Annotated in this window: 9 protein-coding genes; 4 read left to right on the top strand and 5 right to left on the bottom strand. The window is 57.5% G+C overall.

Features of this window, described 5'->3' with window-relative positions; genetic code table 11:
- Nucleotides 1–276 precede the first annotated feature (276 nt).
- Nucleotides 277–696 (bottom strand): SET domain-containing protein, encoded by a 420-nt coding sequence (locus XI04_RS09705; protein WP_271596584.1) that lies wholly within the window; start codon nucleotides 694–696, stop codon nucleotides 277–279.
- Between the two features lie 838 nt (nucleotides 697–1,534).
- Entirely contained in the window at nucleotides 1,535–2,890 is a 1,356-nt protein-coding gene (locus tag XI04_RS09700; RefSeq protein WP_271623635.1) for a hypothetical protein, read from the bottom strand.
- A gap of 1,469 nt (nucleotides 2,891–4,359) precedes the next feature.
- On the opposite strand from XI04_RS09700, the gene XI04_RS09695 reads away from it, so the two are divergent.
- From XI04_RS09695 to rpoN, 3 genes are all read left to right on the top strand, one after another.
- Nucleotides 4,360–4,983: a J domain-containing protein gene (locus XI04_RS09695; RefSeq protein WP_271623634.1), complete on the top strand. Its 624-nt coding sequence runs from the start codon at nucleotides 4,360–4,362 to the stop codon at nucleotides 4,981–4,983.
- A 1,137-nt stretch (nucleotides 4,984–6,120) separates the two neighbouring features.
- Complete coding sequence (locus XI04_RS09690; protein WP_333915172.1) at nucleotides 6,121–6,906, top strand: helix-turn-helix transcriptional regulator; 786 nt, start codon at nucleotides 6,121–6,123, stop codon at nucleotides 6,904–6,906.
- A gap of 2,020 nt (nucleotides 6,907–8,926) precedes the next feature.
- Complete coding sequence (gene rpoN, locus XI04_RS09685; protein WP_271623633.1) at nucleotides 8,927–10,378, top strand: RNA polymerase factor sigma-54; 1,452 nt, start codon at nucleotides 8,927–8,929, stop codon at nucleotides 10,376–10,378.
- Nucleotides 10,379–10,775: 397 nt separating this feature from the next.
- On the opposite strand, the gene XI04_RS09680 is transcribed toward rpoN, so the two are convergent.
- The 3 genes from XI04_RS09680 to XI04_RS09670 form a co-directional block, all read right to left on the bottom strand.
- On the bottom strand, nucleotides 10,776–13,031 hold the full coding sequence (locus XI04_RS09680) for a di-heme-cytochrome C peroxidase (RefSeq protein ID WP_271623632.1): 2,256 nt from the start codon (nucleotides 13,029–13,031) through the stop codon (nucleotides 10,776–10,778).
- 72 nt (nucleotides 13,032–13,103) lie between these two features.
- The gene (locus XI04_RS09675) at nucleotides 13,104–14,513 is read right to left on the bottom strand and encodes a hypothetical protein (protein ID WP_271623631.1); all 1,410 of its coding nucleotides are present in this window, start codon (nucleotides 14,511–14,513) and stop codon (nucleotides 13,104–13,106) included.
- A 70-nt stretch (nucleotides 14,514–14,583) separates the two neighbouring features.
- Nucleotides 14,584–17,808 carry a hypothetical protein gene (locus tag XI04_RS09670; RefSeq protein ID WP_271623630.1) on the bottom strand — a complete coding sequence of 1,075 codons (3,225 nt, stop codon included), beginning with the start codon at nucleotides 17,806–17,808 and terminating at the stop codon, nucleotides 14,584–14,586.
- A 734-nt stretch (nucleotides 17,809–18,542) separates the two neighbouring features.
- On the opposite strand from XI04_RS09670, the gene XI04_RS09665 reads away from it, so the two are divergent.
- On the top strand, nucleotides 18,543–21,710 hold the full coding sequence (locus XI04_RS09665) for a metallophosphoesterase family protein (RefSeq protein ID WP_271623629.1): 3,168 nt from the start codon (nucleotides 18,543–18,545) through the stop codon (nucleotides 21,708–21,710).
- The last annotated feature ends 542 nt before the right edge of the window (nucleotides 21,711–22,252 follow it).

Below are 22,252 nucleotides of genomic sequence, written 5' to 3'. Positions count from 1 at the left end.
CAGGGGCATCTGCGGAGATCTTGCCTAGGGTAAGCTCTACAGATGTTGGGAACTCCACGTCGCGGCTACGTCATCGAAGGCACGTTCCGGCCGCGGGCCACCGCACTCTGTGCGCCAGGGATGTCGAACAAGGCTGCGCTCGCAATAACCTTTAGGCTCGAGGAGGCAGCCGCAAGAAGCTGGGTCGGTCGATGGCTGCAATTAGTTCGGCGAAACTCTTCCGTAAAGTTCGCCGCCGAATCAAGTCGTCAGAGCGCGAATTCAATCCACTGCCGCCTAGCCCGTTGGGGCATCAACATTCACCGATGGTTCTTTAGCCCACGATAAGTCACACGTCGGATCGAAAAACAAGTAATTGCAAGTCAGTTCTTCACCAGGTTGTACGTCACGCGCGGTTAAAATTCGGCAATGATCGTCCTGATATGTGTTTGGCTGACTGCTGTGGTTCATGAAGCGGGCATTGTCAGCATTGTACTCTATAACACCATCATTAGACTTGTAGTCTCTTGGATAGGCATGCTTATCAAGTAGAGCTCGAAATGTTGGAGCTAGAGCTTCGTACTGCTCAGGCGTCACCGCGATGTCAACGATTGGGTTGTGAATCCAAATCAGCGAACCTTTGGGCAAAAGGGCAGCGGAGAAAAGTCCAATACCGCCAAACTGGTCTGGCTTTAAAACAGTTTCGATAATCAACATTGAAGAAGTCTCCCTAACACGCGGCAAACTAACTGACTTGAGCCCCGAAATCTCCTGCACAAATCGGTAGGGTCGTCTAATCGCGCCTCCGTCCCAAATTGGATTTTTTCGCATTCGTTGCGGCAGCCGCTGACGGATCGCCTTTCGCGGTACCGCCATCTTGGCGGTGCTAAAAGGGGGCTGCAAGTCAGTGGGATTGCGAGCAAAGATCCGCGTCGATCAAGGCGGCGAGTTCATGTCGTGCGATCGTGACCGGTAGGACAAGGGCGTTGGCAGCAGCGTCGAGATAGCACTGTGTGACGGAACACGTCGGCTGGGCTAAGCGATGAAGATCGCGCACGGTATCCCGGACCATTGCGGACCCCTGAGATATGTACTGAAAGGCTCGAGGCGGATCGACGAGGTGCTGGGCAGCGCCTCGTTGGCCAGAGGAGCTTTCTGCGGAACGCCACGACCAGGATGTGCATCTGGGACTGATGGACGACCACACCCATCTGCAGCCAGCTAAGCTCAGTCCGACGCGTGTTCGATGGGGGCAGGAAGCAGCCTCTTTACTCCGACGATGCTTTCCTGTCTTGGGGCCGCGGCCCCAATCAATGGCAATGCTGTAAAACGCAACGGCGATAACACCGTAGGTGTTCTTCGCAGCTTTGGCGTTCGGAAGATCAAAGAAGATCGCTGTGCGGCTCAACGAGGAGCCGCACAGCGATGATTCGCGCAAGTTAATCGGGCGGGTAGCGCTCACCCGGGCCCCCCGGAACCGCGCCAAGCTCGCTGGAGCAAGCTACGCTAGCTTAGCAAGTCCAATACCGGAGCTATGTGGTCGGGTTCCTAATTCTTAGCGTGGGGATTGTCTCTCGGCATCTACATTGCTTGTGCCATGGATGAGCCGAACGTCATTGGGGCCTCCAGGCCCCAAGAGGGCGGTGTAACGCTCGCCGCGAATGTCGTAGTTTATTGCCGGCTGCGCCTCGTTCGGCACGTGGCCCCAGCGGCGGAGCTTCGAGAGCATCGTGTCCGGGGCTGGTTGGTCGCCGTGCGAAAAATTCTCGGGAACGGCGAATGATGCAGCATAAATCTCGCGGGGCGCAGGGGACGTCCTCTCAGCCCTGGAGGAGGACGCCGGAGCGGCTTGCTCCATCGAGCGTCCAAGCCGCGATGATGAGGCTCGATTCGCTGGCTGCGCGCTGGGCTGCGTACCGTTTTCCAGTCGAAATTGAGGAATGGCAGCGCCTGACGGCCTTATCGTTGCCGCGGGCACGAACAGCGCCGTGTAGCGGTCATTGTGAACGATAAAACTGTTGGGTCGGCTGTCATGGCTCGGCGGGACGTTGCTACGGTCAAGCGCAGCGGACGCGTGCTGGTAGCCCTGCCGGAAATTGAAGGGAATGACGGCCGGTTCTGAACCCATGCCGTGGTGATGACCCTCGGTTGGCTCGAGAGACGCCGATGGGCCGGCGTTTCCCACCATAGCCCACAGTAGATCCTGATCGTAGCCTTCAGGAAGGACGAGCCGATCGCTGGCCTGAAACGGTGCGCCAGCGTCTTCCATCGGCTCGCGAACGACTGAACTGCCGGGCTCGCTCACCTGGCGTTCGATAGCATCCCCTTCCGTATGGCTTAGTGTTCTTTGCCGCTTCGCAGGCCTCAACTCCCCGGTGTAATCCTCACCCGTGAGGACCTCGTGACTTGAAGAGGGAGAGCTCCCGGTCAGCTCGTTCCGAGCCGGTTGGTAGCCGTCGCTCCAGTTGAACTGGCGAACGGCTTTTCCGCGATCCGGTCCCTGGTGATCGCGCACGGTTGGGAGAGCCGCCGTCAGGGCGGGTTCGCCCATCATCCCCCGCAGCGGGTTCTGATCGTGCCCTTCCGCAGGTAGCTCTTTCGGCCAAGTCCAAGCTTCCCGCGGCGCGCTGTGCCAGGCAGCGGTGTCCCCGAGGTGTCTGGTGAGGGCGTCTTCGGGATGAGGACCGTGGGCCCCCTGGTGCCCAAGTTCCAAGGCCTCGATGAGGCTACGCTCTTCCTCAGACAGAGGAAAATAGTAGGGATCTGAAGGAGCAGGAATCTCTGCAACGGCAGGGGCATCAAGCTGCGGCACTCCATCCAAGTACGGCTCAAACTCCGCTTGCTGCTCTTGCGGTTGTGACGCTGCGGCGTGGTCACGGTCGGATGGGTTGATGGTGTTAAATGGGTCCATTTCAACTCCAGGTCTTTGAGCGATTCGCAATGCCGAGCCGATAGTGACGCTCTCTCTCGTTCTATTGAGATCAGCTGTCGAAAAGCTGACGCGTTTAGAGACTTACAGATTGCGATCTCAGATCAATCATTTCGCCGCTCTTGACCACGACTCGTGACGGAACCGAGCAGGCAGCATGGCTTTGCGTCTTCGGGACGAGCACAATCGCGTCGGCACTCTGACGCCGCGACGATCTCGGCAACTGATTGTGGTTCTTCAGTCAACGCAGCGTTTCGACGCCCCCCATCAGCTTGCACCATCAATCTTACGGCTTGTGGCGACAACGCTTCCTTGGCTCGCGCTCGTGTGCTGCACCGCGGCGGATGCTCTCGATTGGATTGCAGTTCTCAGCTGGCTCTGGTGCTCGGCGGGAAAGTCATAGAAAGCCAATGGGCTCTAGATTGGCCATCCTTGTCCGGTAATAAAGTCACGCGCATGTTTGGCGCGGCTTTCGGCGAAGGTATCAAGTGCATGCTCCGCGACCGCCCCGGCTTGGCGCCATTGAAATCCTGCATAGCCTTCTTGCCACTCCAAACCAGTTCGCGATTTCGTTGAGCATGCTGACGGTCTTGTGCTACCGGCGCTCGTATTCCCCCCTGCGATTGGTCATTCAGGCCCGAAATCATCGAAGGCGAAAGGTTCGGTGCATCCCCTCCAGCAGGGCCGAGAGCGCCTCCTGGATCGCCTGTCGACATAGCGCGCAGCTAAGGGGGGGGCAGCAGAGGATCGAGGCTCCTAGTTCGCCGCGCTCAGACTGGCAAAATCATCGAGGTGAAGCCGATCCAACGCGAGCCGCTCGCGCGCCGGTCCTCACCTTGAGTGAGCCTGGCAATCTCGATTGCGCCGATATCCGTTGCGATGTTGCGCGCCGGGCCATGGCCGTGCCGCACGGCCCGGCGCGACCATCCGCGCCGGCTTCAGCTCGCTAGCGTCTCCGAAACGCGGCAATTCCGTCTGGACGCTCGGACGAACAGATCATGCGCTATGTTGCGGAGAATTTGTAGCAGTGCATGATCAACCGCAGACGGCTGACCAAAGGGCAGGATTTTGATCGCCCCGTTCGGGCCGCATCAGCTCCTTGAAGAAGTTCTCGCAGGTTCGCCATCCGCCCTGGATACGCTGACTCTTCGAGCGCGTTATCACCCAGATTGCAGCGAAGCTCCCGCTTTCTTCGTATTCACCCGCCGGTTCCGTTCAAGACCTCTATGTGCAGAACCCGACAGCAAATGGCAGTTGAGTCGATCTGAATCGCAAAGAGATGCTTGCCTGAACCAAGCTCGCAGTCCTGGCACGTCGATTGCTAAGAACCGCCTGCTACATCATGCCACTAACCAGACGCAAAGCCCGAGACAGATCCAACTCGCCGTCCAAACCAATTCTCTAGCAGACAAGCGGCGCTGTTAACTACCGCTCCGCTAACGGAGCCAGTCATGCTGATCGACGCCTCCAGAATCTTCGATTCCATTCGCATCAACAAGAAGGAAGCGCGGGAGCGCCAGACCGCGGCGCTATGTGAATGGCCTGGTTGCCAGAACAAGGCTACCCATCCCGCGCCCAAGGGCCGCGACAACGCGCGCGAATACTGGCACTTCTGCATCGACCATGTTCGCGAATACAATGAGTCCTACAATTTCTTCTCGGGAATGGACCCGGAAGCGGTCGCGCGCTACCAGAACGAGGCGTTGACGGGCCATCGCCCGACCTGGAAGATGGGCGAGAACATCAGCACCGGCAAAATGGCCGGCAGCGCGGCCGATTTCGAGGATGACTGGCATGCCTTCTGCACGCAACTCGAGCTGAACGGACGCGCCGGTGCCCGCCCCCGCGCGGAGACCAAGCCTGAGGCGCGCAAGATTTTAAATGCCGAGCGGAAAGCGTTGCAGGTGATGGGCCTGAATTCCAATGCGACGCTCGGCGATATCAAGGCGAAGTACAAGGCGATGGTTAAGCAGCACCATCCCGATGCCAATGGCGGCGACCGCTCTACGGAGGATCGCCTGGTCGAGATCATCAAGGCCTACCATTACCTGAAGAACGTGGTGCGCGAGAGCTAGGCCGGCCACGATTTGAACGGCTTCACCCCACTCGCCGCTACGTAGCCCTTCATCGTGTGAAGGCTGCATCCGAGCTGGCGTGTAATCCGCTTCAGACCGCGACGCCTACGCCGGCGAGGCGCAGCATCTTCGCCGCGTCAGCCGGAGTCCAAGCGCGCCCCGGATCAATTCACGACGAGCCTTCCGTGATGCTTTCCTCTTTCATTCGCTCGCTTCGCGGCTTTGCAAGGAGAAGGCAAGTCCTTGCGACGCCGAAGGGGCGGTTCGCAAAGGCGCGCCACAGCGAAACGCCGAAAGCGCCGGTCCTCGTCTGCTCAAAGACGCCGCTAGACCAACCTGCTGCTCCGCTGCTCGAATTCAAGGATGGAAAGGCCCTTACTCGATTTGGCTTGCGCCTTAGGACCCACTCACAGGCAGCGCTCATCCGCGCTTCGCGTCAATGCAGGTGAGGCAAGCGGCCTTTCTTGATTTATATCAATTCGATGTCGCGCCTGAGACGTTGTCGCATGTTCGACGTATGTCGCATCCGCTCGAAACACCTCAGATGAGACCGTCTTTCTCTGAGTGCCTCTCTCTTAAGGGGCATTTTGCCAAATCGGAAGGTGGTACGAGAATTGCTGTGCCCACCATGCTGGTTCTTGGAAGTCCTGAGGATCGCATGCACGCTGTCGTCCTTATCAAGCAGCTGGTTGTCAATGTCCGCGAGTGGCGGCCTAACATGCGCAAGCGCCTGAGAGGGGCTGCACCGGTCCGTGACCTGAGGTGTGCCGAGCTGCGGGAAGAGTTCCGTGCCGAGCGCACTTCTTTACGTCGGCGCTCGAGACGTCGGTGTGTTCTTACGAGAAGTTCTGACCTTGTCCGCCGCAACCGTTGCAGCATCATTTGCCAGCCATTCTTTCGAGAGTCTGGATACGCATGCGAGGATTCGGCAGCTCGGACAGCAACCGGACCGGCGGGCAACAACGAAGACAGCTCCGCGTTGGCTCAACCTGCGGGCGGCGCGCATCGGTTTGCTCCTATCTGTTCGGTGCGCGCCGGGACCGGGTCAAACATTTGGGACCCGGCGCTTTCCTTCGCGCGCGCGTCCAGCTGCAAGAAGCAGAGCCAACATCTGTACAAGTAAAATGGGAAATGGAAATGGATGACCAATCGCACGGCGCAATGCCACTCTCCTCAATCAGACGGGAAAGCCGCGGGCCAGACCTATTCAGCTTCGTCGAATGTGCTACACAGACCAGATCAATCAAAGCGCTGTTCGATCTTCTTGTAAATTGCGCGAGCAATGAAGGCTTTAATAAAGTCGCGTACGGAGCACTCACCTGCTCGAATGAGCGTCGTCTGCTGGACTATCTGCCGCCGCCGCCAACTATAAACTTCCCGTCTGATTGGTGCCAACGCTATGCTGAGCAAGAGTATCGAGCGATCGACCCGGTAGTCCGGCGGACAGCAATGCTGCCAAGGCCCTTTCTTTGGGATGAACTAACCCGTCGATATGAACTGCAGCCCCGTGAGCTGCGCGTCTTACGCGAGGCCAGAGAAGCAGGTCTTAAGCATGGCATAAGCGTGCCATTGTTTGGATCGCAAGGCCGATTGGCTTTCGTTTCGTTTGCCTCTCCCTTCGACGATGCCGATCCACGGGATCGCATGGCTCATCTCACGACATTGGCGTTGGCATTTCACAGCGCTGTCGCGCAGATTACACAGCCGCTTGATGAAGATTGCGAGACGGACATTCCGCTAACAGAGCGAGAAATAGAGTGCCTATACTGGGTCGCAGAAGGAAAGTCAGCCTGGGTAATCGGGAGAATTGTCAAGGTCAGCGAGAATACCGTCAACTTTCACATGAAGAACGTCGTCAGAAAGCTAGGGGCGGCGAACCGGACAAATGCTGTACACAAAGCAACCCGACGCCGCCTGATTTAACTCCGCGCCCGTTCAAAGGCACGATCAAAGGCCGTCCTCGGGCGGGCTCTTCCGTTATTGCCGCCGATCGGGACAACCGATCTCAAGTGGGCTCGACGATGTACTTCAACGGAAGCGGCTCAAACCAGATAGCTGGGCAGGCAAGCGCCATCAGGCGCGCGTATGCGGTGGTCCCTCAACACGCGGTGTGGACTTGAGGCGTCGTCGTTGCATGCAAGTCTCGTTGCGCCAGACTCAATCCGCCTCTCAAGGGATCTAGTGTTGCTAAACAGGCGGCTCAACGAGACGGCGGAAGACGCCGACATGATCTTCATTCTCTCCAGCAACCGTCCCGAGGCGATCGAGACCGCGCCTGCCGTCCCGGCCTTATCGATCAGGCAATCGAGGTGCCGCTGCCTGATGCGATTCGCCGAGGCAAGGTGGTTCGCTTATGGCAGCGGCTTGCCGGTGGACGAAGCCATGTCGCGAAGCCGTGCGCTTCACCGGGGGGGGCAGCGCCGCCTTACAATTGTGGCGCGATTTCCATCAACGTGAAGCCACCTGCTCGTGCAGCGAGGTCAATCGCCTATCTAGGCATTGTGGTAAGGATTCTCCAGCGCAACGACCTTGCCGCATGTTGATCTAGCAGGAGGTGAGCAGCCCAGGACAATATTGCCGTGGCGGCCGCTGATGACAAACGGTCTGATCTTGATCCGCCGCTTGAACTTTTCGTTTGGCCGCTCAATGGTGTCAGTAACCGGTATGAGATCTGCCGGTGTCAACGTTCCGCTGCGGTGTTCTACCAGCGTGGTATATGTAGTACCATCGGCGCAGAGGCACGAATTGCGGGTCCGGCGATACAGACAATGAGCCGGGAGTTCGAGTTGAGAGCTGGCCACCTCTGCGACTCACTGCGTTGTAGCAAGAGCCCTAACTCGCACTTGTCGTCTCGCCGCAGCTCAGATGCCGATGAGACGAGTGATTGGACTCGGCATCCAGGGAAGCTTCGGCGGGATGTTTGGGGTGGCAGCAGGCTCCGCCGGCAGCACTGATATGACGCGGAGTGCGTCAAAGCGCTGGCGAGACTCTGCTGGCCAGCGATGAGGTGGTGCTCGAGGTCATAGGCAACAGCTTGGCAGTCTACGCGCGTGCGGACGCCTTTCGCCCCCGTGTGATTGTCGGCAGTCCGCTGCAAGCGAAGCAACTCGCGCAGGCTCTCGACGAACCGACAAGATCGTACCGGTCACGCCGGCCAATTTGGAGGAGAAAGGTATCCATCCTTCCCAGATCCAGATGCGTGAGAGGCCCAGAAGCGACATCGCGAATACGTTGGACCCTTCGCCAGGATAAGCCGAAGCGCAGGCACAATAGTGCCCGCTGTTGGATCTTCCGCCGAGGCCTCAGCAACTTGAGGAAGGGCCTTGTTTTTGACGCACATGGGGCAGGCGCTGCGCTAACAAGTGGCGGGCTTTAGAGCCGAACGCGACGTAATCTCGCAATCTCTTTTGGCGCGAAGCCGATCTCCGGCCAATTCAACCCGCCACCTCAACTGTTTTGACTGCCAGCCTTAGTGCCAATCCGTTTGGGCGACGTTCTTCCATGATTGGCTTCGCCGTTCGTGCCAATTCCGAGCGTGCAGCAAGGCTCTTTGTTAATGGGCTATCAGAGTGGCGGGCAGGCACCGATCCTAAGCCCAGCGCACCCTTTTCCGGTAGTCCTACGGGATGGTGTAGGATCGCGGCTACTCTCAGAAGTCACCGAAACTGCCGCGGACTGTCAAGTCCTTCATCGGAGTGACGCCAAAGTGAAACTGTCCTGTTGGTTCATGTCCTCGGGTCAAAGTGCCACCTCCTAATCTCTAGGTCTCACGGACAATGGAACTTAGCGAAGGAATTCCGCAAGTGTTTCGGTGTCCAGCTGTTGGCTGCCTTCATTAAATATCTCACCTCGCATCTACTTTTGCGCGACATCAAATACGCGTGGATCAGCTCCTGACTAGATGAGCAAAACGCGGGCCAACTTCAGTAAAGGTTCTTGCTTCATGGCGCTCACGCAGAGATTAGAGTTCCGGCAGTCGCAGTCGCTCATCATGACGCCGCAGCTGATGCAGGCGATCAAGCTGCTGCAATTGTCCAATCTCGATCTCACGACCTTCGTGGAAGAGGAGCTCGAGCGAAACCCGCTGCTCGAGCGAGCCAATGAGCATGTAGCTGGCGCCGAGGCCCCGACCGAAATCGATCAGGTCAGCGGCGAACAGCTGGCCGAGGCAGCTTCGCGGAACGCCCAGGATGCCGCGCCGACCACTTATACCGAATGGGGCGGCGGCGCCTCCGGTGACGAAGACTACAATCTCGAAGCTTTTGTCGCGGCCGAGACAACGTTGTCGGATCATCTTGCCGAGCAGCTCTCGGTCGCCTTCACCGGGCCCGCGCAGCGCATGATCGGCCAGTACCTGATCGACCTCGTCGACGAGGCCGGCTATCTGCCACCCGACCTCGGCCAGGCCGCCGAGCGTCTGGGCGCGTCGCAGGCCGAGGTCGAAAACGTCCTCGCCGTGCTGCAAAAATTCGATCCGCCCGGCGTCTGCGCGCGCTCTCTTAGCGAATGCCTGGCGATCCAGCTGCGCGAGCTCGACCGCTACGACCCCGCGATGCAGGCGCTGGTCGAGCATCTCGATCTGCTCGCCAAGCGCGACGTCGCCGCTCTTCGCAAGATCTGCGGCGTCGACGACGAAGACATCGCCGACATGATCGGCGAGATCCGCCGCCTCAATCCCAAGCCCGGCATGAAGTTCGGCTCGGCGCGCCTGCAGACCATGGTGCCCGACGTCTATGTCCGTCCGGGTCCCGACGGCGGCTGGCATGTCGAGCTCAACAGCGACACCTTGCCGCGCGTGCTGGTCAACCAGACCTATTATTCCGAGCTGTCGAAGAAGATCGGCAAGGACGGCGACAAGTCCTATTTCACCGACGCGCTGCAGAACGCGACCTGGCTCGTGCGCGCTCTCGACCAGCGCGCCCGCACCATACTGAAAGTGGCGACCGAGATCGTGCGCCAGCAGGACGGGTTCTTCACCCATGGCGTCGCGCATTTGCGCCCGCTCAATCTGAAGGCCGTCGCCGACGCCATCCAGATGCATGAATCCACGGTGTCGCGCGTCACCGCCAACAAATACATGGCGACCAACCGCGGCACGTTCGAGCTGAAATATTTCTTCACGGCCTCGATCGCCTCGGCCGACGGCGGCGAAGCGCATTCGGCGGAAGCGGTGCGTCACCACATCAAGCAGCTGATCGATTCGGAGGTGCCCTCCGCGATCCTGTCGGACGACACCATCGTGGAACGCTTGCGCGCCTCGGGCATTGATATTGCCCGCCGCACGGTCGCGAAGTACCGCGAAGCCATGCGCATTCCCTGCTCGGTGCAACGCCGCCGTGACAAGCAGTGGTCAATGATCAACAGTCGAGCATCGGCAGGAACTGGCCAGGCGTGACGGTGCACACAGTGCGACACAGTTTTGCGACCCATCTTCTAGAGTGGCCGACATTCGTGTGATCCATTGTTGGTGCGGTCTGCGCCGCAATCGGCCAGGCACTCGACGCCTCCGATGGTTTGACCGTTGCATGGGCCAGCCGACCAGGCACCGGATCTCGCTGGTCGTTGGGAAGCCGAATTCTGCGTCGACGTTCTGAGCGGCAATCGAGCTCTAGGATAGGCGAGGGGCGGCGTCATCCGAAGCCTCGAAATGCTCGGAGTCGATCCAAGCGAAGTCGGCATCGACCTCCTCGCTCTCGCGGCGATGGTGCACGCCGCCGACAGAGGGATGAATCGGTTCGGCGGAAGATCCAACGTAGCTGTGCCGACGTACAGGTCGGCGGGCAACGCCTTGCTCATAGAGTCTTGAGATACTCGACAAGCGCTCGCCGTTCGGCGTCGGTCAATTCTGGTCCGATCACGCCAGGCGGGAGCTTCCTTAAGTCGGTTTCCTTGCCCTCGAAGGAATGTCCACGATTGCTATTCCCAAGCAGCGAAACGTCGAAGTTCGTCAAGCCGGCCGCACAGCTGTCGGCCGACTGTGCTTTCGTAAGAAGTCCAACATTGACCGGGTCGAACGCGCGGCTGCCGACGCAAAACGACGGCGGCCGCTGGCCCTGCGGTGCCAACATGTCTCTCAGCGTCGGAACGGACCCGTTGTGCAGATAAGGAGCCGTCGCCCACACACCGTCCAACGGACGCGCCCGGTACTGAGGTTCAAGAGCGAGAACAACTTCGTCCTTGCCGTTGCGGCTTGCGCGCGCCCCGACATAGACTCGCTGGTTTTGGCAGTTCTTTCTCGGGCCCCACGTTTGATGCTTGGTTTCTTCAGAAGTGCCGTTCGCAGTCATCCATTGGTCAATCGTCTTGCCGACCACGTCCATGAGCGCGAGTACAAACAGAGGATCTGCCCCTTTATCTGCCGGAAGGCCACAACCTCCGGCTTTGTTGAGGTCATCTGCAGGATTTAATCCGAGTGACTCGGGTAGGTGTACGCGCCGCGTCGTGAGGACGCTGGATTGTTGGGGGTCGGTGCCGATCGCGGTGATCGGCATCTGGACCACGTTGAAATAATGCCGTCCGCCGATCTCCACCCAATTCTTCTCGTTCTTGGATGAGCGATCGGGGTTTTCTGGGCTCCAGAACGAATCTTCCGGCCACTTCTTGTCGAAGGCGGTATCGTTGACCGGGCCTCGGTGACATTCAAAGCAGTGAGCGCGATAAAGATCGCGACCTTGTTCGACGAGCGTTTCATCAATCGCCCAGGCCGGGTCACCGCGGAATTTCTCCTGCGCGTCCTTCCATTGGGGGGCCACGAGCCCGGTAAATTTTCTGCGGCCTGCATCGCCCGTCGAAAAGGGATCGGCGCCGCGAAGAAGCTCTTCGAACCGCGCGATTTCGGATAGATGTATCGACGAGGCAAAAAGCGGCCGTCCGGGCGCGGCCGCTGTCATATTGATTTTCGCGCTGACACCGAGCGCCTCGCCGGAATTGCGAACCAGTTCGTTGAGAACAGAGGCGTCATACTGTGCCCAAAGGAAATACGGCGTGTCCCAGATTGGCGGAAAGCTCACGGGCGCATCGTGCCGCGCGAAATTGCCCTTGAGGAGTGGATCCCGGAGTTCGCCAGTCACGGGATCCAGTAGGTTCGTATAGAAAACCTGGTTCCCGATACGGTTCAGCGCATCAAGTCGACCGAACCCTTCGTCGAGATCCGCCACTCCCTGTCCCGTCAAAAGTCTGTCGGTCGCCGCCTTTTGATTCTTGATCTTTTGAAGTGCAAGCTCCAGATCAGCTCGAATCTGCTTTCGATCGACGCTTTGCCCTTTGATCCGCTCCAGCTTGCTGGCGAAACGCTCAAATCGCCATGGCAACATCAGCGTGTAGCCGATCGATAGCCCAATGACTCTTTCAACTTCGCCGAGATTGACCATCGCCGGCCCACCGTCGAACCGTATGCTGACATTCTTGTATTCGAGATGCCCCGTATGGCAGGCGGCGCAGGTTAGTCCGATCTGATCTTCATATGGGGCGCCCGTCGTCGGATCGACACCGCCCTTGAGGATGGCAAAACCGACCGGCAAAGCGTTCGGATTGTCGGTCGCGCTTGGAGCCCAACCGGACGTCGCGGTACCCCCATTCGGTGCATCGTCGTGATAACCATATGAGGGCGCAGTACCGGCAAAGCCCTTTGAGCCAGGACTCGGGATGAAGCCCAGGCGGCGCAGATAGTCCTCGTCGCTCAAGCTCGTGTAAGAGAAGGACAGCTCCGGGCGTTCCAGGGCCAAGAACCACTGATAGGGGACAGGAATGGTCGCGGTCCCCTGGGACGTGTGGTGAAACCAGTAACGCTGACGGGAGCTCCAGTTTTGCGGCAGCCAATAAGCGCTTTCGATTTTTGATGGCTCCGGCAGGGTCGCAGGCAATAATTGAGCGACCAGATTTGCGTCGTTCTTGATTTTAAGGGCTGCATCTCGAACCTTCTCCGGCGCGAAATACACCAGGCTGGCCGCCACGATCACGACCACAACGATTGCCAACAACAGCCCGGTGATATGAGGCCAGCGCATCACCCGGGAATAAAAACGAGAGCCAAAAGAAGGTCTCCCCATAACAAGCACTCCATCAATCTTTCCGTGCGTCGAGCCGAGCCGGCAGACTGCCGCAAACGGCCACGGCGTCTGTTACTTGTTCAGCAGTCGGCTGTTGGTGAAGGCGACCACGTCGGCCGTCTCCGCTGCCGTGCGCCGGGTTATTGTCGCCGCCGCCGGGCCCCCATGCAAGAACGACGGGAACCAACCGAAATTGCGAACATTCCAATCTTCTTTCGGCCCGACCGCGCGGTTCACGCCAAGCACTGCGAAGTTTGCAATCTTCCTGGCGAGTGGCTGCGCTGTCTCGGTGTGACAGCTGACGCAATCGGTATTGAAGAAGTGGCTCTTGTTCGGATCGGCAATGGTATTGACGATCTCGATGATGCGGCTGTTGGGCACGTTGCCATCGATAAACTCGGAGGTCGAAACACCCTTGCGATCAGCGGCGGGCAAGGGCGGGTTTTGCAACGCCGCGTGTCGACAGGTGATCGGATTTTGATTGTTCGTACCCGGTTGCGGGAGGACGTGTTTTCCGCCGATGATGCTGAACATCTGTGCTGCGTGCAGGCCATCAAGCGTCGGGCCGGGCACAGGTATCAGGCCTGCTTGCGGGACCCTTAACATCGACACGAAAATCCAGGGCTCGGGCGGTGCGATGCCCATGACCGCCATGGTGTTGAGGCGCTGCGGCGAGAGATGCTTCTCAAGTAAGGTCTTGAGCGCATCGCGAAACGCCTTCGCCGATGCTCCTACAAGACCCGGATGCACGTTCAGATCACCGGAAGTCGAGACTTTGACTTTACCAAAATGTCCGGCTGCAAGCTGATCGCGCAAGGTCGCGACGTCACGAACGATCGCCTTGAAGGCCTCGTCGTCCGGTTGAAATCGCGGGAACGGCGCGCAACCGTCCAGAGGCGGATCCGCCTCGAGAGTGAAACTGAAGATCAGGTGACCCGCGGTGTCGTGAACTTTGAAGTCGTCCTGCCCATTGGTCACCGGCTGAATGATGAGGCGGATTTGCGGTTGCCGGCCAAATTGGGCGATGACATCCGGCGCCAATCCCGGCGCGCCCGGATCGATACGGATGCCAGCCACAAACCAGGCGTCGATCTTTTTCACTGCATCGGGCAACTGAATGTGACGTACACCCGAATCAGGCACGCCCGGACGCTCCGGATTTTCGGCGTTGGCTATAAATCGCGCGAAATCCGCGTCGGAAAACAGCCGTCGGGGGGATCCCGAGGGGCCGGCGAGATCGGACACCGCGATCAGATTGGCGAGGTCGCCCGCCGACTTCGGCGGAGGAAAGAGAATGGACACATCATTAGGCGCAAGCGGCTTTGATGCGGCTTGCGCCGGCGCGGTTGCTACATCCAAAGCCGATGCGAACATCACTCCCGCCGCAAACAATCGTGCAAGCCGCCGACGAAGCATCGGTCTGTGCATTTCACCCCTCGCCACCATTGGAAGTCCCCCTGTAAGACCAAAAACTTCAAACATCAGCTGTCAAAAGCGGCGGTCCGCCGCTACGCTCTCCGCCACGGCAATGCGAGCTACGGGATCAAACTCCTCATTCCTCACCGTAGAATTGGCTTTGCAAGGTCTTGAGCTTCGTCGGATGCAAGGCCTCCTCGATACAGCCGAGGAACATCTCACTTCTTGTATTGACCCGCGCTCTGTCGACCGGCGCATGTGCCATGTCCGTTTGCAACGCGCGCACGGCCGTCCAGTCGTTCGCACGATCCTTGAGCAGCTCGAACAGTGTTCGGCGATTGTTGGGCGGAGATAATTGGTCGTCCCTATACCGGTGCAATCGGAAGTGGGCGAAAGTGACCTTGGCCGAGATGTTGGCATCCCTGAGCGCGTCGGGAAGCGTCAGCAGATCGAACCCTTCGAGCTCGCCTAGCTGCTGCATTTGATTCTGGGCTTCCTGATATTGCTCGCGGCCGACCAGTTGATACATTCCTCGCGGGCGAAACAGCCAACCGTCATCCGTTCCGGGTTGGTTGCCGAACAGATTGGCGTCGTAGCCAAGGACGAAGTTGGCCAATTCCTTGGGATGGTTGAGTAGTGAACTAATGTCGACCGCGGGCTTGTTTGCGGCCGCAAGCTTTGCGTTATTCTGGTCGATGCGATCGCGCCATTTCTGTGGGAGTTGTGAACCCGCGCTGTACGAGAAATTCTCGCTGCTGCGCGTAAAGTCGGCGCTGTCGTAGGACACCGACCCAAGAATATAGGCCAGGATACGAGAATCCGTCTCCTCGACGCGATCCCATTCCTGCAACAAGGCCTTCACCTGCTCGGCCTGATAATAGGCCATGTAGCTCTTACGATATGGCGGAACAGGTGGAGGAGCCGGTGAATGGTCCTTGCTCGATTCGGCCAGCTGGTGCTCGTAGGCGGCGAGTTTTTCCTGATAGTTTTCATAACCGCGCTTCTGCAGCCAATTGCTCTCATAGCAGGCAAGCAACGGCTGCGGCTTGATCTTTGGAGATGGTTGATATTCCTTCGCTAACTCGCCGGCGTATGCAGCCCGTGCGAGCTTGGCGTCCTTAAGCGTTTCAAATGCGGACGCGACCGATCCATTCAGAAGATGGAATAACTTTACCTGCAGGCAATCAGCGTTGCTCTGCCTGTCGCGGGACTGATCGAAGTCGTCCTTCGGCACGCAATCCCAAAAGCGACCGCTGCTCAATGAGATGATATCCTCGGTCTTCTGGGACAACGTCCAGCCGAGTGGAAGGCTGTAAAACAGGCCTGTTATGTCCGTCCGGCCGAAAGTCGGAAAGCGCTGCACACTGGGAGTCACTTCGACCTCGGGACGACGATCAATGCTGGTGGCATGATTGAGCGCGACATAGGTTCGGGAGGTTCGCGTGCTCAGAAGCGCGCGTACCGGCTCCATGAGCTCACCGAACAGGAATGACCCATGATCACCGAATTGCCCGCTGACGAGCGACAGCAGGTAAATCCTGAATTTCGGCGCATCGGAGGTACCCTTGATGGTGTTAAGCTTCTCAATCAGGTCGAGAGCGGTCTCAATGCCAGAGTTTTCCACGTATCCGCCGTCCACCAGGCGCGCCTGCGGATGAGAAGTTATGCAGTCATTCTTGACCGAGACGCTCGCCGCCGGCGTCACCCACGGAAATCGGGCGCTCGTGAAAGCGGCTGTGCTGAGCGGAATACGAAGCGAGTGGCTCTTGACCGTTTGGTCGGCCCCGGTGCCAGCGCGTTCAACCGCTGCAAGAACACACAGGTCCGTGTCTTTCGGGTGCAGCGGATCGAAATCGAAGGGCGAGATGACAGCCCGTTTGCCGCTTCCAGCATCTGTCGTGTTGAACAAGAGGGCCGGCATGTTGTTGCCGGGCGCCCAATGGGACTGATAGTCGGCTTTTAGCAGATTGGATCGATCGTCCCCGCCGTTGCGGCTGCCAAGCATTCTGTCACCGGCGTTCTCCAAGGTGTGTTCGAGAAAGCGCGCGCGATCGAATGCGGGGATCGCGACGGGTGAAAACATTTGAGTGAAATCAGTAAACAGAAGGCCGGCGACCAAAGGCGACAGAAAATCCGTGGTCAAGACGCTTGCAACGCGCTGCTCGACCGGGCCGGGAGCATCAATATCTTGTACCCGCCCAACCCCGGCAAGGAAATCTGCGATTTTGGGGCATGTCTTTCCGTCGACGGCATTCGAATCAAGGGACGCATTTTCGGCGTGGAGCGCAGCGGCGAAGATTGCCGAACCGACGCTGCCGCCGGACACGCCGCTTATCGCAAACAGATGTTGGCGAAATGCCGGACAGAGATCCTGCAGCCGCGCAAGGAACCGCGCCGCATTATTGGCGGCGTAGATCCCTCCGCCTTGAGTCGCCACAATGAAGACGGGATATTCGCCGAGCCTCTTGGCTTCCTCCACCCGCGGTTTTTGTAAAAGCCACTCGCGGAATGCGGCGGCAGCAGACGTGCGCACTTTCTCCGGCGGGCTGTTTGCTTCAGAGACGGTACGCAGTTCGTGGTTGTCACCTCCAAATAAGGAGGCAAGCAGAAACAGGCCGCCAAAGACCGCCGGAATAAACGGAAACGCAAATCTGATCGTCAAGAGAGCAAAATGGACCGTGAGACCAATGACGCAAATCGCAAAGAGAGCGATCACGCCGAACGATCCAAGAAATTGTGCGAGCCTATCCGGCAGCAGGATGAATGCTGTTGTCAACAGCACGATGCCGCCAATCGAGAGCGCGAGAAACCTGTATCGGATGAAGTAAGCGTTGTTGGCGCGGCTCGCGATATCAATCGAGCGATCTCTTGATCCTATTCGCCAAGTAAATGCCACGAAACAGGCGAGCATGATAAGCATGGCGATCGCGAGAATGATCAACATGTTCCGCTCAAACGCGAGCGCCTGGTCCTGGATGCGGAAGATACTGCCGACTTCCTCGACCTCCCCAGTCTTTCGCGCCGGCCGTGATGCGAGTTGACCTGCTGTGGCGGCGATGATCGGCAGTGCTCCAAGCAGGATGGGAGCAAGTCTTATATACAAGGCCAGGCGCCCCGAAGGCTTAGGGATTTGCGGCAGTGATGCAGTTGTGAGCTGAAACGCACTGGCCCAAATCGCGATGGCAATCACACCTAAGGCAGCGAACTCCTTGAACGTCACCCAACCAAGGTCGTCCGCGGCTATCCGATAGAGCTCCTGAATCTGATCTGGCAGATAGAGCAACACCGAGATAGCTGCGGACAGAACAATTATCCATCGAAGGTTGCGCAACAAGGTAAACAGCTGCTCGCGCACACTCATCGCGTTATCTCCCTCACATCTTTATGGAGATTGCTGGCAAGCCACTGAAACAGGCTCTGGTACTCGGCATTCGCGCCAGCTCACGTTGAAATTGTTCAGCCCGTAGCGTACGGGCGACTTGAAGCAGATTGACTTTAAGGACACGCTCTTAGCTGGCGCGTCAAATATTGTGCTTTCCCTACAGGAGTGTGCCGGCTTTGTCGATATATTCTGCGCGGCGAACGGAGAGTGTTCCTTCGGCTGGCCAACTTCTTCATCGTCGGGCAAATCGCTTTCCTATGACTCCTCTTGAGAGGGGTGGCACAGCCTGATCACAAACGCTGAGCAGAAACCGCGCCGTTGCCTACAGGAGGATTACGCGCTTGCCAGGCCAGGGTGCCAGATGCCCCGCGACGAAGATGCGGTGGAATGGCCTGCGATGGCGACGTCTTGCTGCTTGAAAGAGAGGCCTCGCGCTCTTGTTCGGCATGACTCCGGGCGGAAACGCAAAAAAACGGCAGCGCCGCTGCTGTAGTCTGTGAGGCTACGAAGTCCCGGAGTGTGGGTGCTGCTGCGCACCCTGCCGACGCTATCAGCAATAGCAGGAGCGATGCCGACCTAGGATTGAGGAGTGCCTGCTGCGACTCGTAGGCCGCAGAGAAATGGCTGTCGCTATCGAAAGGCTGTAACTTTCCCTCCGGCGTTCCGCGCATAGCTCGCTCCACCAACTCGTGATCCACGGAACCCGCACTGCTATGAAAGTTTTGCACCTTTCTGACCTTCATCTTTCGGCGAAACACCAGCACGACGAGGAAATTGTCCTAAAGGCTGCAATAGAAGCAATCGAAGCTCGCCGGGACGAGGCTGGCGCTTTCGATCTTGTGATCTTTTCGGGCGATCTCGTGAATCGCGGCGGGGACGAAAACGTTTTTCAAACGGCCAGATCGACGTTCATCAATCGCTTTCTGAACGCTGCCGGCGCTTCTGAAAGCCAATTCGTTATATGTCCCGGCAATCATGACATTGACCGTGATGTCGTCCGAAAAGTCGGCTACATCGAAGCCGGCCTTCTCAAGACACTTACTAATCGGAGTGAAATTAACAAGTTCGTCGACGATCATTGGTCTCACCCGATTTCCTCTGCTCCCCCTCCATTTGCACGATTGTCGGGATTCTACCGTGATGTTTGGGCAGCCGATTCAGATAGCTGCATATCGACCAATCTTTTCTTGAAAGCCTACATCGTCAAACAAAGCGATGGCGACATAGGTATCGCCTGCTTCAACACGGCATGGCGCTGCACGGGCGAAGCGGGCGACGTTGACAAGGGAAACCTGATTCTGGGCGAAAGAGTCGTCGATCACGCTATCGAACTCTTGCGTTCGGCTCGCATAAAGATCGGCGTCTTCCACCATCCCCTCTATTGGTTAAACGAATCTGACCAAGTAGCTGTCGAAGGGCGGCTCCAAGCTGCGTTTGACTTACTCGCTTGCGGTCACATTCATCGTCCAGGACCCGAGTTGCGTAAAACAACAATGGGCGATGCGATACTTTCACAGGCCGGCTGCCTGTATGGAAGCCGTGAATGGTTCAACGGCTACAGCATTGTGGAGACTGACAGCAGCGACACTGCAATCGTTCGCTTATACGAATTTTCAGATCAACGGCGAAAATTCCTGCCAGCCACGCGCCTTGTGGACGAGGGCATTGTCAGATACCCATTTTCCTCTTCTGGAGGCGCCTCTACAAACACACTTTCAACAACACTGCGCAAAGCCCGCCCCAATATCCGAAGGTTAGCAAATGACCAGATAGCACTCGCGGGCATTGCGGAACAAAGTAGAGATATTGACGAACACTTTGTTTGCCCACCGCTAAACAGGCTTTCACAGGCAATCCCCACCTCACAGGTCAATGATTCTCCAGAGAATGACCGCGAGAACTTGTTGGGCATTCTGAAAAGCAAAGAAAACGTCACCATCGTGGGGCGGTCGGAGCTTGGGAAAACCACCGTTGCTCACTATATCGCCGTTAAGGTTTCAGAAGGCTTTGGCGATCAAGCGCGCTTTCCCTTGATTGGAAAGTTTGCTGAGCTCGACTCGAAGGATGGCAGTCTGTGGAGACTTTTCCGCAGTTATGCAAATGAAGTGTCAGATGGTGCCGCGACGCGGGCCGTTGTTGAAACCAATCCGGTATTCGCAATTGTTGACGACGTAGATTTGTTTGACGAGCCCCGCGTCAAGGCTCTCGGCTTGCTGATCACGAAACACAAGAATGTCCGTTGGTGCATATTTGTCCGGGCAGCAACCGGCACGGAGTCTCTTTCGAAGGCTTCCGGCAATGCCTTTCCAAACACCGAGCAGTACGTCATCGGAGAGTTACGTCGGCGAGCGATCAGAGCCCTATCTGATACCTACTTCGTAAGCAAAGACGAACAAGATCGGCGCTATCAGAGCTTGATGGAGCAGTTGCAGCGTATCGGCCTTCCAAGAAGTGGCTACATCGTTTCGCTTATCCTTTGGGCGTTGAAGAATAGGTCCCAGGGCGAACTGCTAAACGAAGCCGTTTTGTTACAAAATCTGATCGATCACATTTTAGGCCGCATGGATTACACGGGAGCGCTTCGTCGTGAATTTGACTTCACCATGAAGTCGCTAGTCCTTCAGAATCTAGCTTTTCACTTTAAGACGACCAATGAAGTCCAATCCAAAAACGACGTGGTCGAGTTTGTGATCGGCCTGCTCAAACGTAAAGGACTTAGATATGACGCAGCCGAGATTGTTCGCGCGTTCATCAAGTGCGGCGTCTTGTACGAGGTCTCTGAAACCCTCTCATTCCGCTACCGACGCTTTCAGGATTTTTTCTTTGCTGGGTATCTCCGAGATAACCCTGCTGAAATCCAAGATATCTGCAAAGGGGAACGCTGGCTAGATTACACAAAGGAGCTTGATATCTACACGGCGCGATTTCGTCACGAGAAGCAGTTTCTCGCGTTTGGGCTACAGATAATCGAAGGCATCAACCGCCCCGAGCCGCCACTCGCGGTTGAGCAGCTCGAAGACTACCTTTCCGAAGGCCAGAACCTCGACTTTACGCAGGCGCAGCTCAGCAAAATGCGCAAAGAACGCATGACGGCCGAGAAAATCGACGAGCTGATGGATAAGACCGACCAGCGCATCGCTGAAAAGCGCGAGAAAGAGGCGCGTGACAAAGCCAAGACTGGGGTCGAAGTCCGAAGCAATCGCGTAATCAAATTTTCTATGGCAGTGGAGATGTACAGTGAGTTCATTCGAAATCTTGAGTTTGTCGATAAGGAAGTAAAGACAGCTCATCTGGAACATTGCTTGACGTGCTGGGAAACAATTCTCCGTGGCTTTCTTTCCGGCCTCAAAGAGGCAATCGATGATCTAGTTCACGATATACATAATGGAGGCGAAGTCGCCGCCAAAGTGAGCAAGAAAGGAAGCACGCTCTCCCCTGAAAAGCTGTCCCAGCTATTTAGGTTCATCGAGGGTACGATCAAGCATGTCATGCCGACCATCGTTGCTGAGATCGCTTATCAAAACCTTGGAAGCGAAAAGCTGGTTGATTTTATCGATGAGCAGATACGCAGCGAAAGGACATCTGCAATTCGCACGCTGCTCTGCTCTTTCATGTTGCTCGAGATCGACTCGTCCCTAGCTATAACCAGGATAAGTGAGTTTTACGGATCGGAAGATACGCCACGGTGGGTGACAGCTGTGATAACGGAGCGCCTGTACAGCTATTATCGGCAACGACCTCTGGCGGGCGCAACACGCAAAAAATTTGAGGAACTTGTTGTGACGCTAGAAATGCGCTTGGCCGGTGAATCTCGGCCAAGAGTTCGAGGAAATTATTTATCCGCCTTGAAGAAGAAGGCATTCAAAGAACCAAAGTCCTAAACTCTTATTCAGGATGAAGCGCCACCTACAGTCAAAGATCGAGCCATGTACGCTGGACTTGCGGCGGGATTTGGGGCGGCGGACTCGATCGTGGCCATGGATCACCTCAAGCGTCGCGCATGGCAACCGAAAGGCTACCATACGGCGCCCAGCTGACAATCGTTAGGGTCGCCGATCATGGTTCGATGAACGCCGCTGCGGCCGGATACGTCCCCGCCTGCCTTGACCAGATCGAACCGCCGCTTCAGGTGCGGATGCGCGCACCAGTCGATCCGTCGTTGATCGACCGGGGGCGGGCCCGCGGGTCATATCAGCTATTTGATCATCTGATTCAGCGTCCGGAACGGGCCTCGACGGCGTCCGTCGGCCTCAAGGGTCCCGAGCGCGGCGCGTTCACGCCGAGTATTGCTGCACGATCGCTTTGCCGCGCGCCGAGATTCCGTCCAGCATGGTGTCAAGCACCGGTTCCGTCAGGCCCTCGTGACCTGCCACTGCGTATTTCCTCCAGAAGGAGTTAGAGTCCGGCCCGAAGAAGGACGGAC

This window comes from Bradyrhizobium sp. CCBAU 11430 (assembly GCF_028128855.1).
Lineage (GTDB): Bacteria > Pseudomonadota > Alphaproteobacteria > Rhizobiales > Xanthobacteraceae > Bradyrhizobium > Bradyrhizobium ottawaense.
The sequence above is the reverse complement of the archived record's forward strand: the minus strand, read 5'-3'. Positions and strand labels throughout refer to the sequence as shown.

What these genes read in the sequence shown, in the direction of transcription:
- XI04_RS09695 (WP_271623634.1), top strand. Translation starts at nt 4,360, where the DNA reads ATGCTGATCGACGCCTCCAGAATCTTCGATTCCATTCGCATCAACAAG.
- XI04_RS09675 (WP_271623631.1), bottom strand. Translation starts at nt 14,513, where the DNA reads ATGTTTGAAGTTTTTGGTCTTACAGGGGGACTTCCAATGGTGGCGAGG.
- XI04_RS09690 (WP_333915172.1), top strand. Translation starts at nt 6,121, where the DNA reads ATGGATGACCAATCGCACGGCGCAATGCCACTCTCCTCAATCAGACGG.
- XI04_RS09670 (WP_271623630.1), bottom strand. Translation starts at nt 17,808, where the DNA reads ATGAGTGTGCGCGAGCAGCTGTTTACCTTGTTGCGCAACCTTCGATGG.
- XI04_RS09665 (WP_271623629.1), top strand. Translation starts at nt 18,543, where the DNA reads ATGAAAGTTTTGCACCTTTCTGACCTTCATCTTTCGGCGAAACACCAG.
- rpoN (WP_271623633.1), top strand. Translation starts at nt 8,927, where the DNA reads ATGGCGCTCACGCAGAGATTAGAGTTCCGGCAGTCGCAGTCGCTCATC.
- XI04_RS09680 (WP_271623632.1), bottom strand. Translation starts at nt 13,031, where the DNA reads ATGGGGAGACCTTCTTTTGGCTCTCGTTTTTATTCCCGGGTGATGCGC.
- XI04_RS09700 (WP_271623635.1), bottom strand. Translation starts at nt 2,890, where the DNA reads ATGGACCCATTTAACACCATCAACCCATCCGACCGTGACCACGCCGCA.
- XI04_RS09705 (WP_271596584.1), bottom strand. Translation starts at nt 696, where the DNA reads ATGTTGATTATCGAAACTGTTTTAAAGCCAGACCAGTTTGGCGGTATT.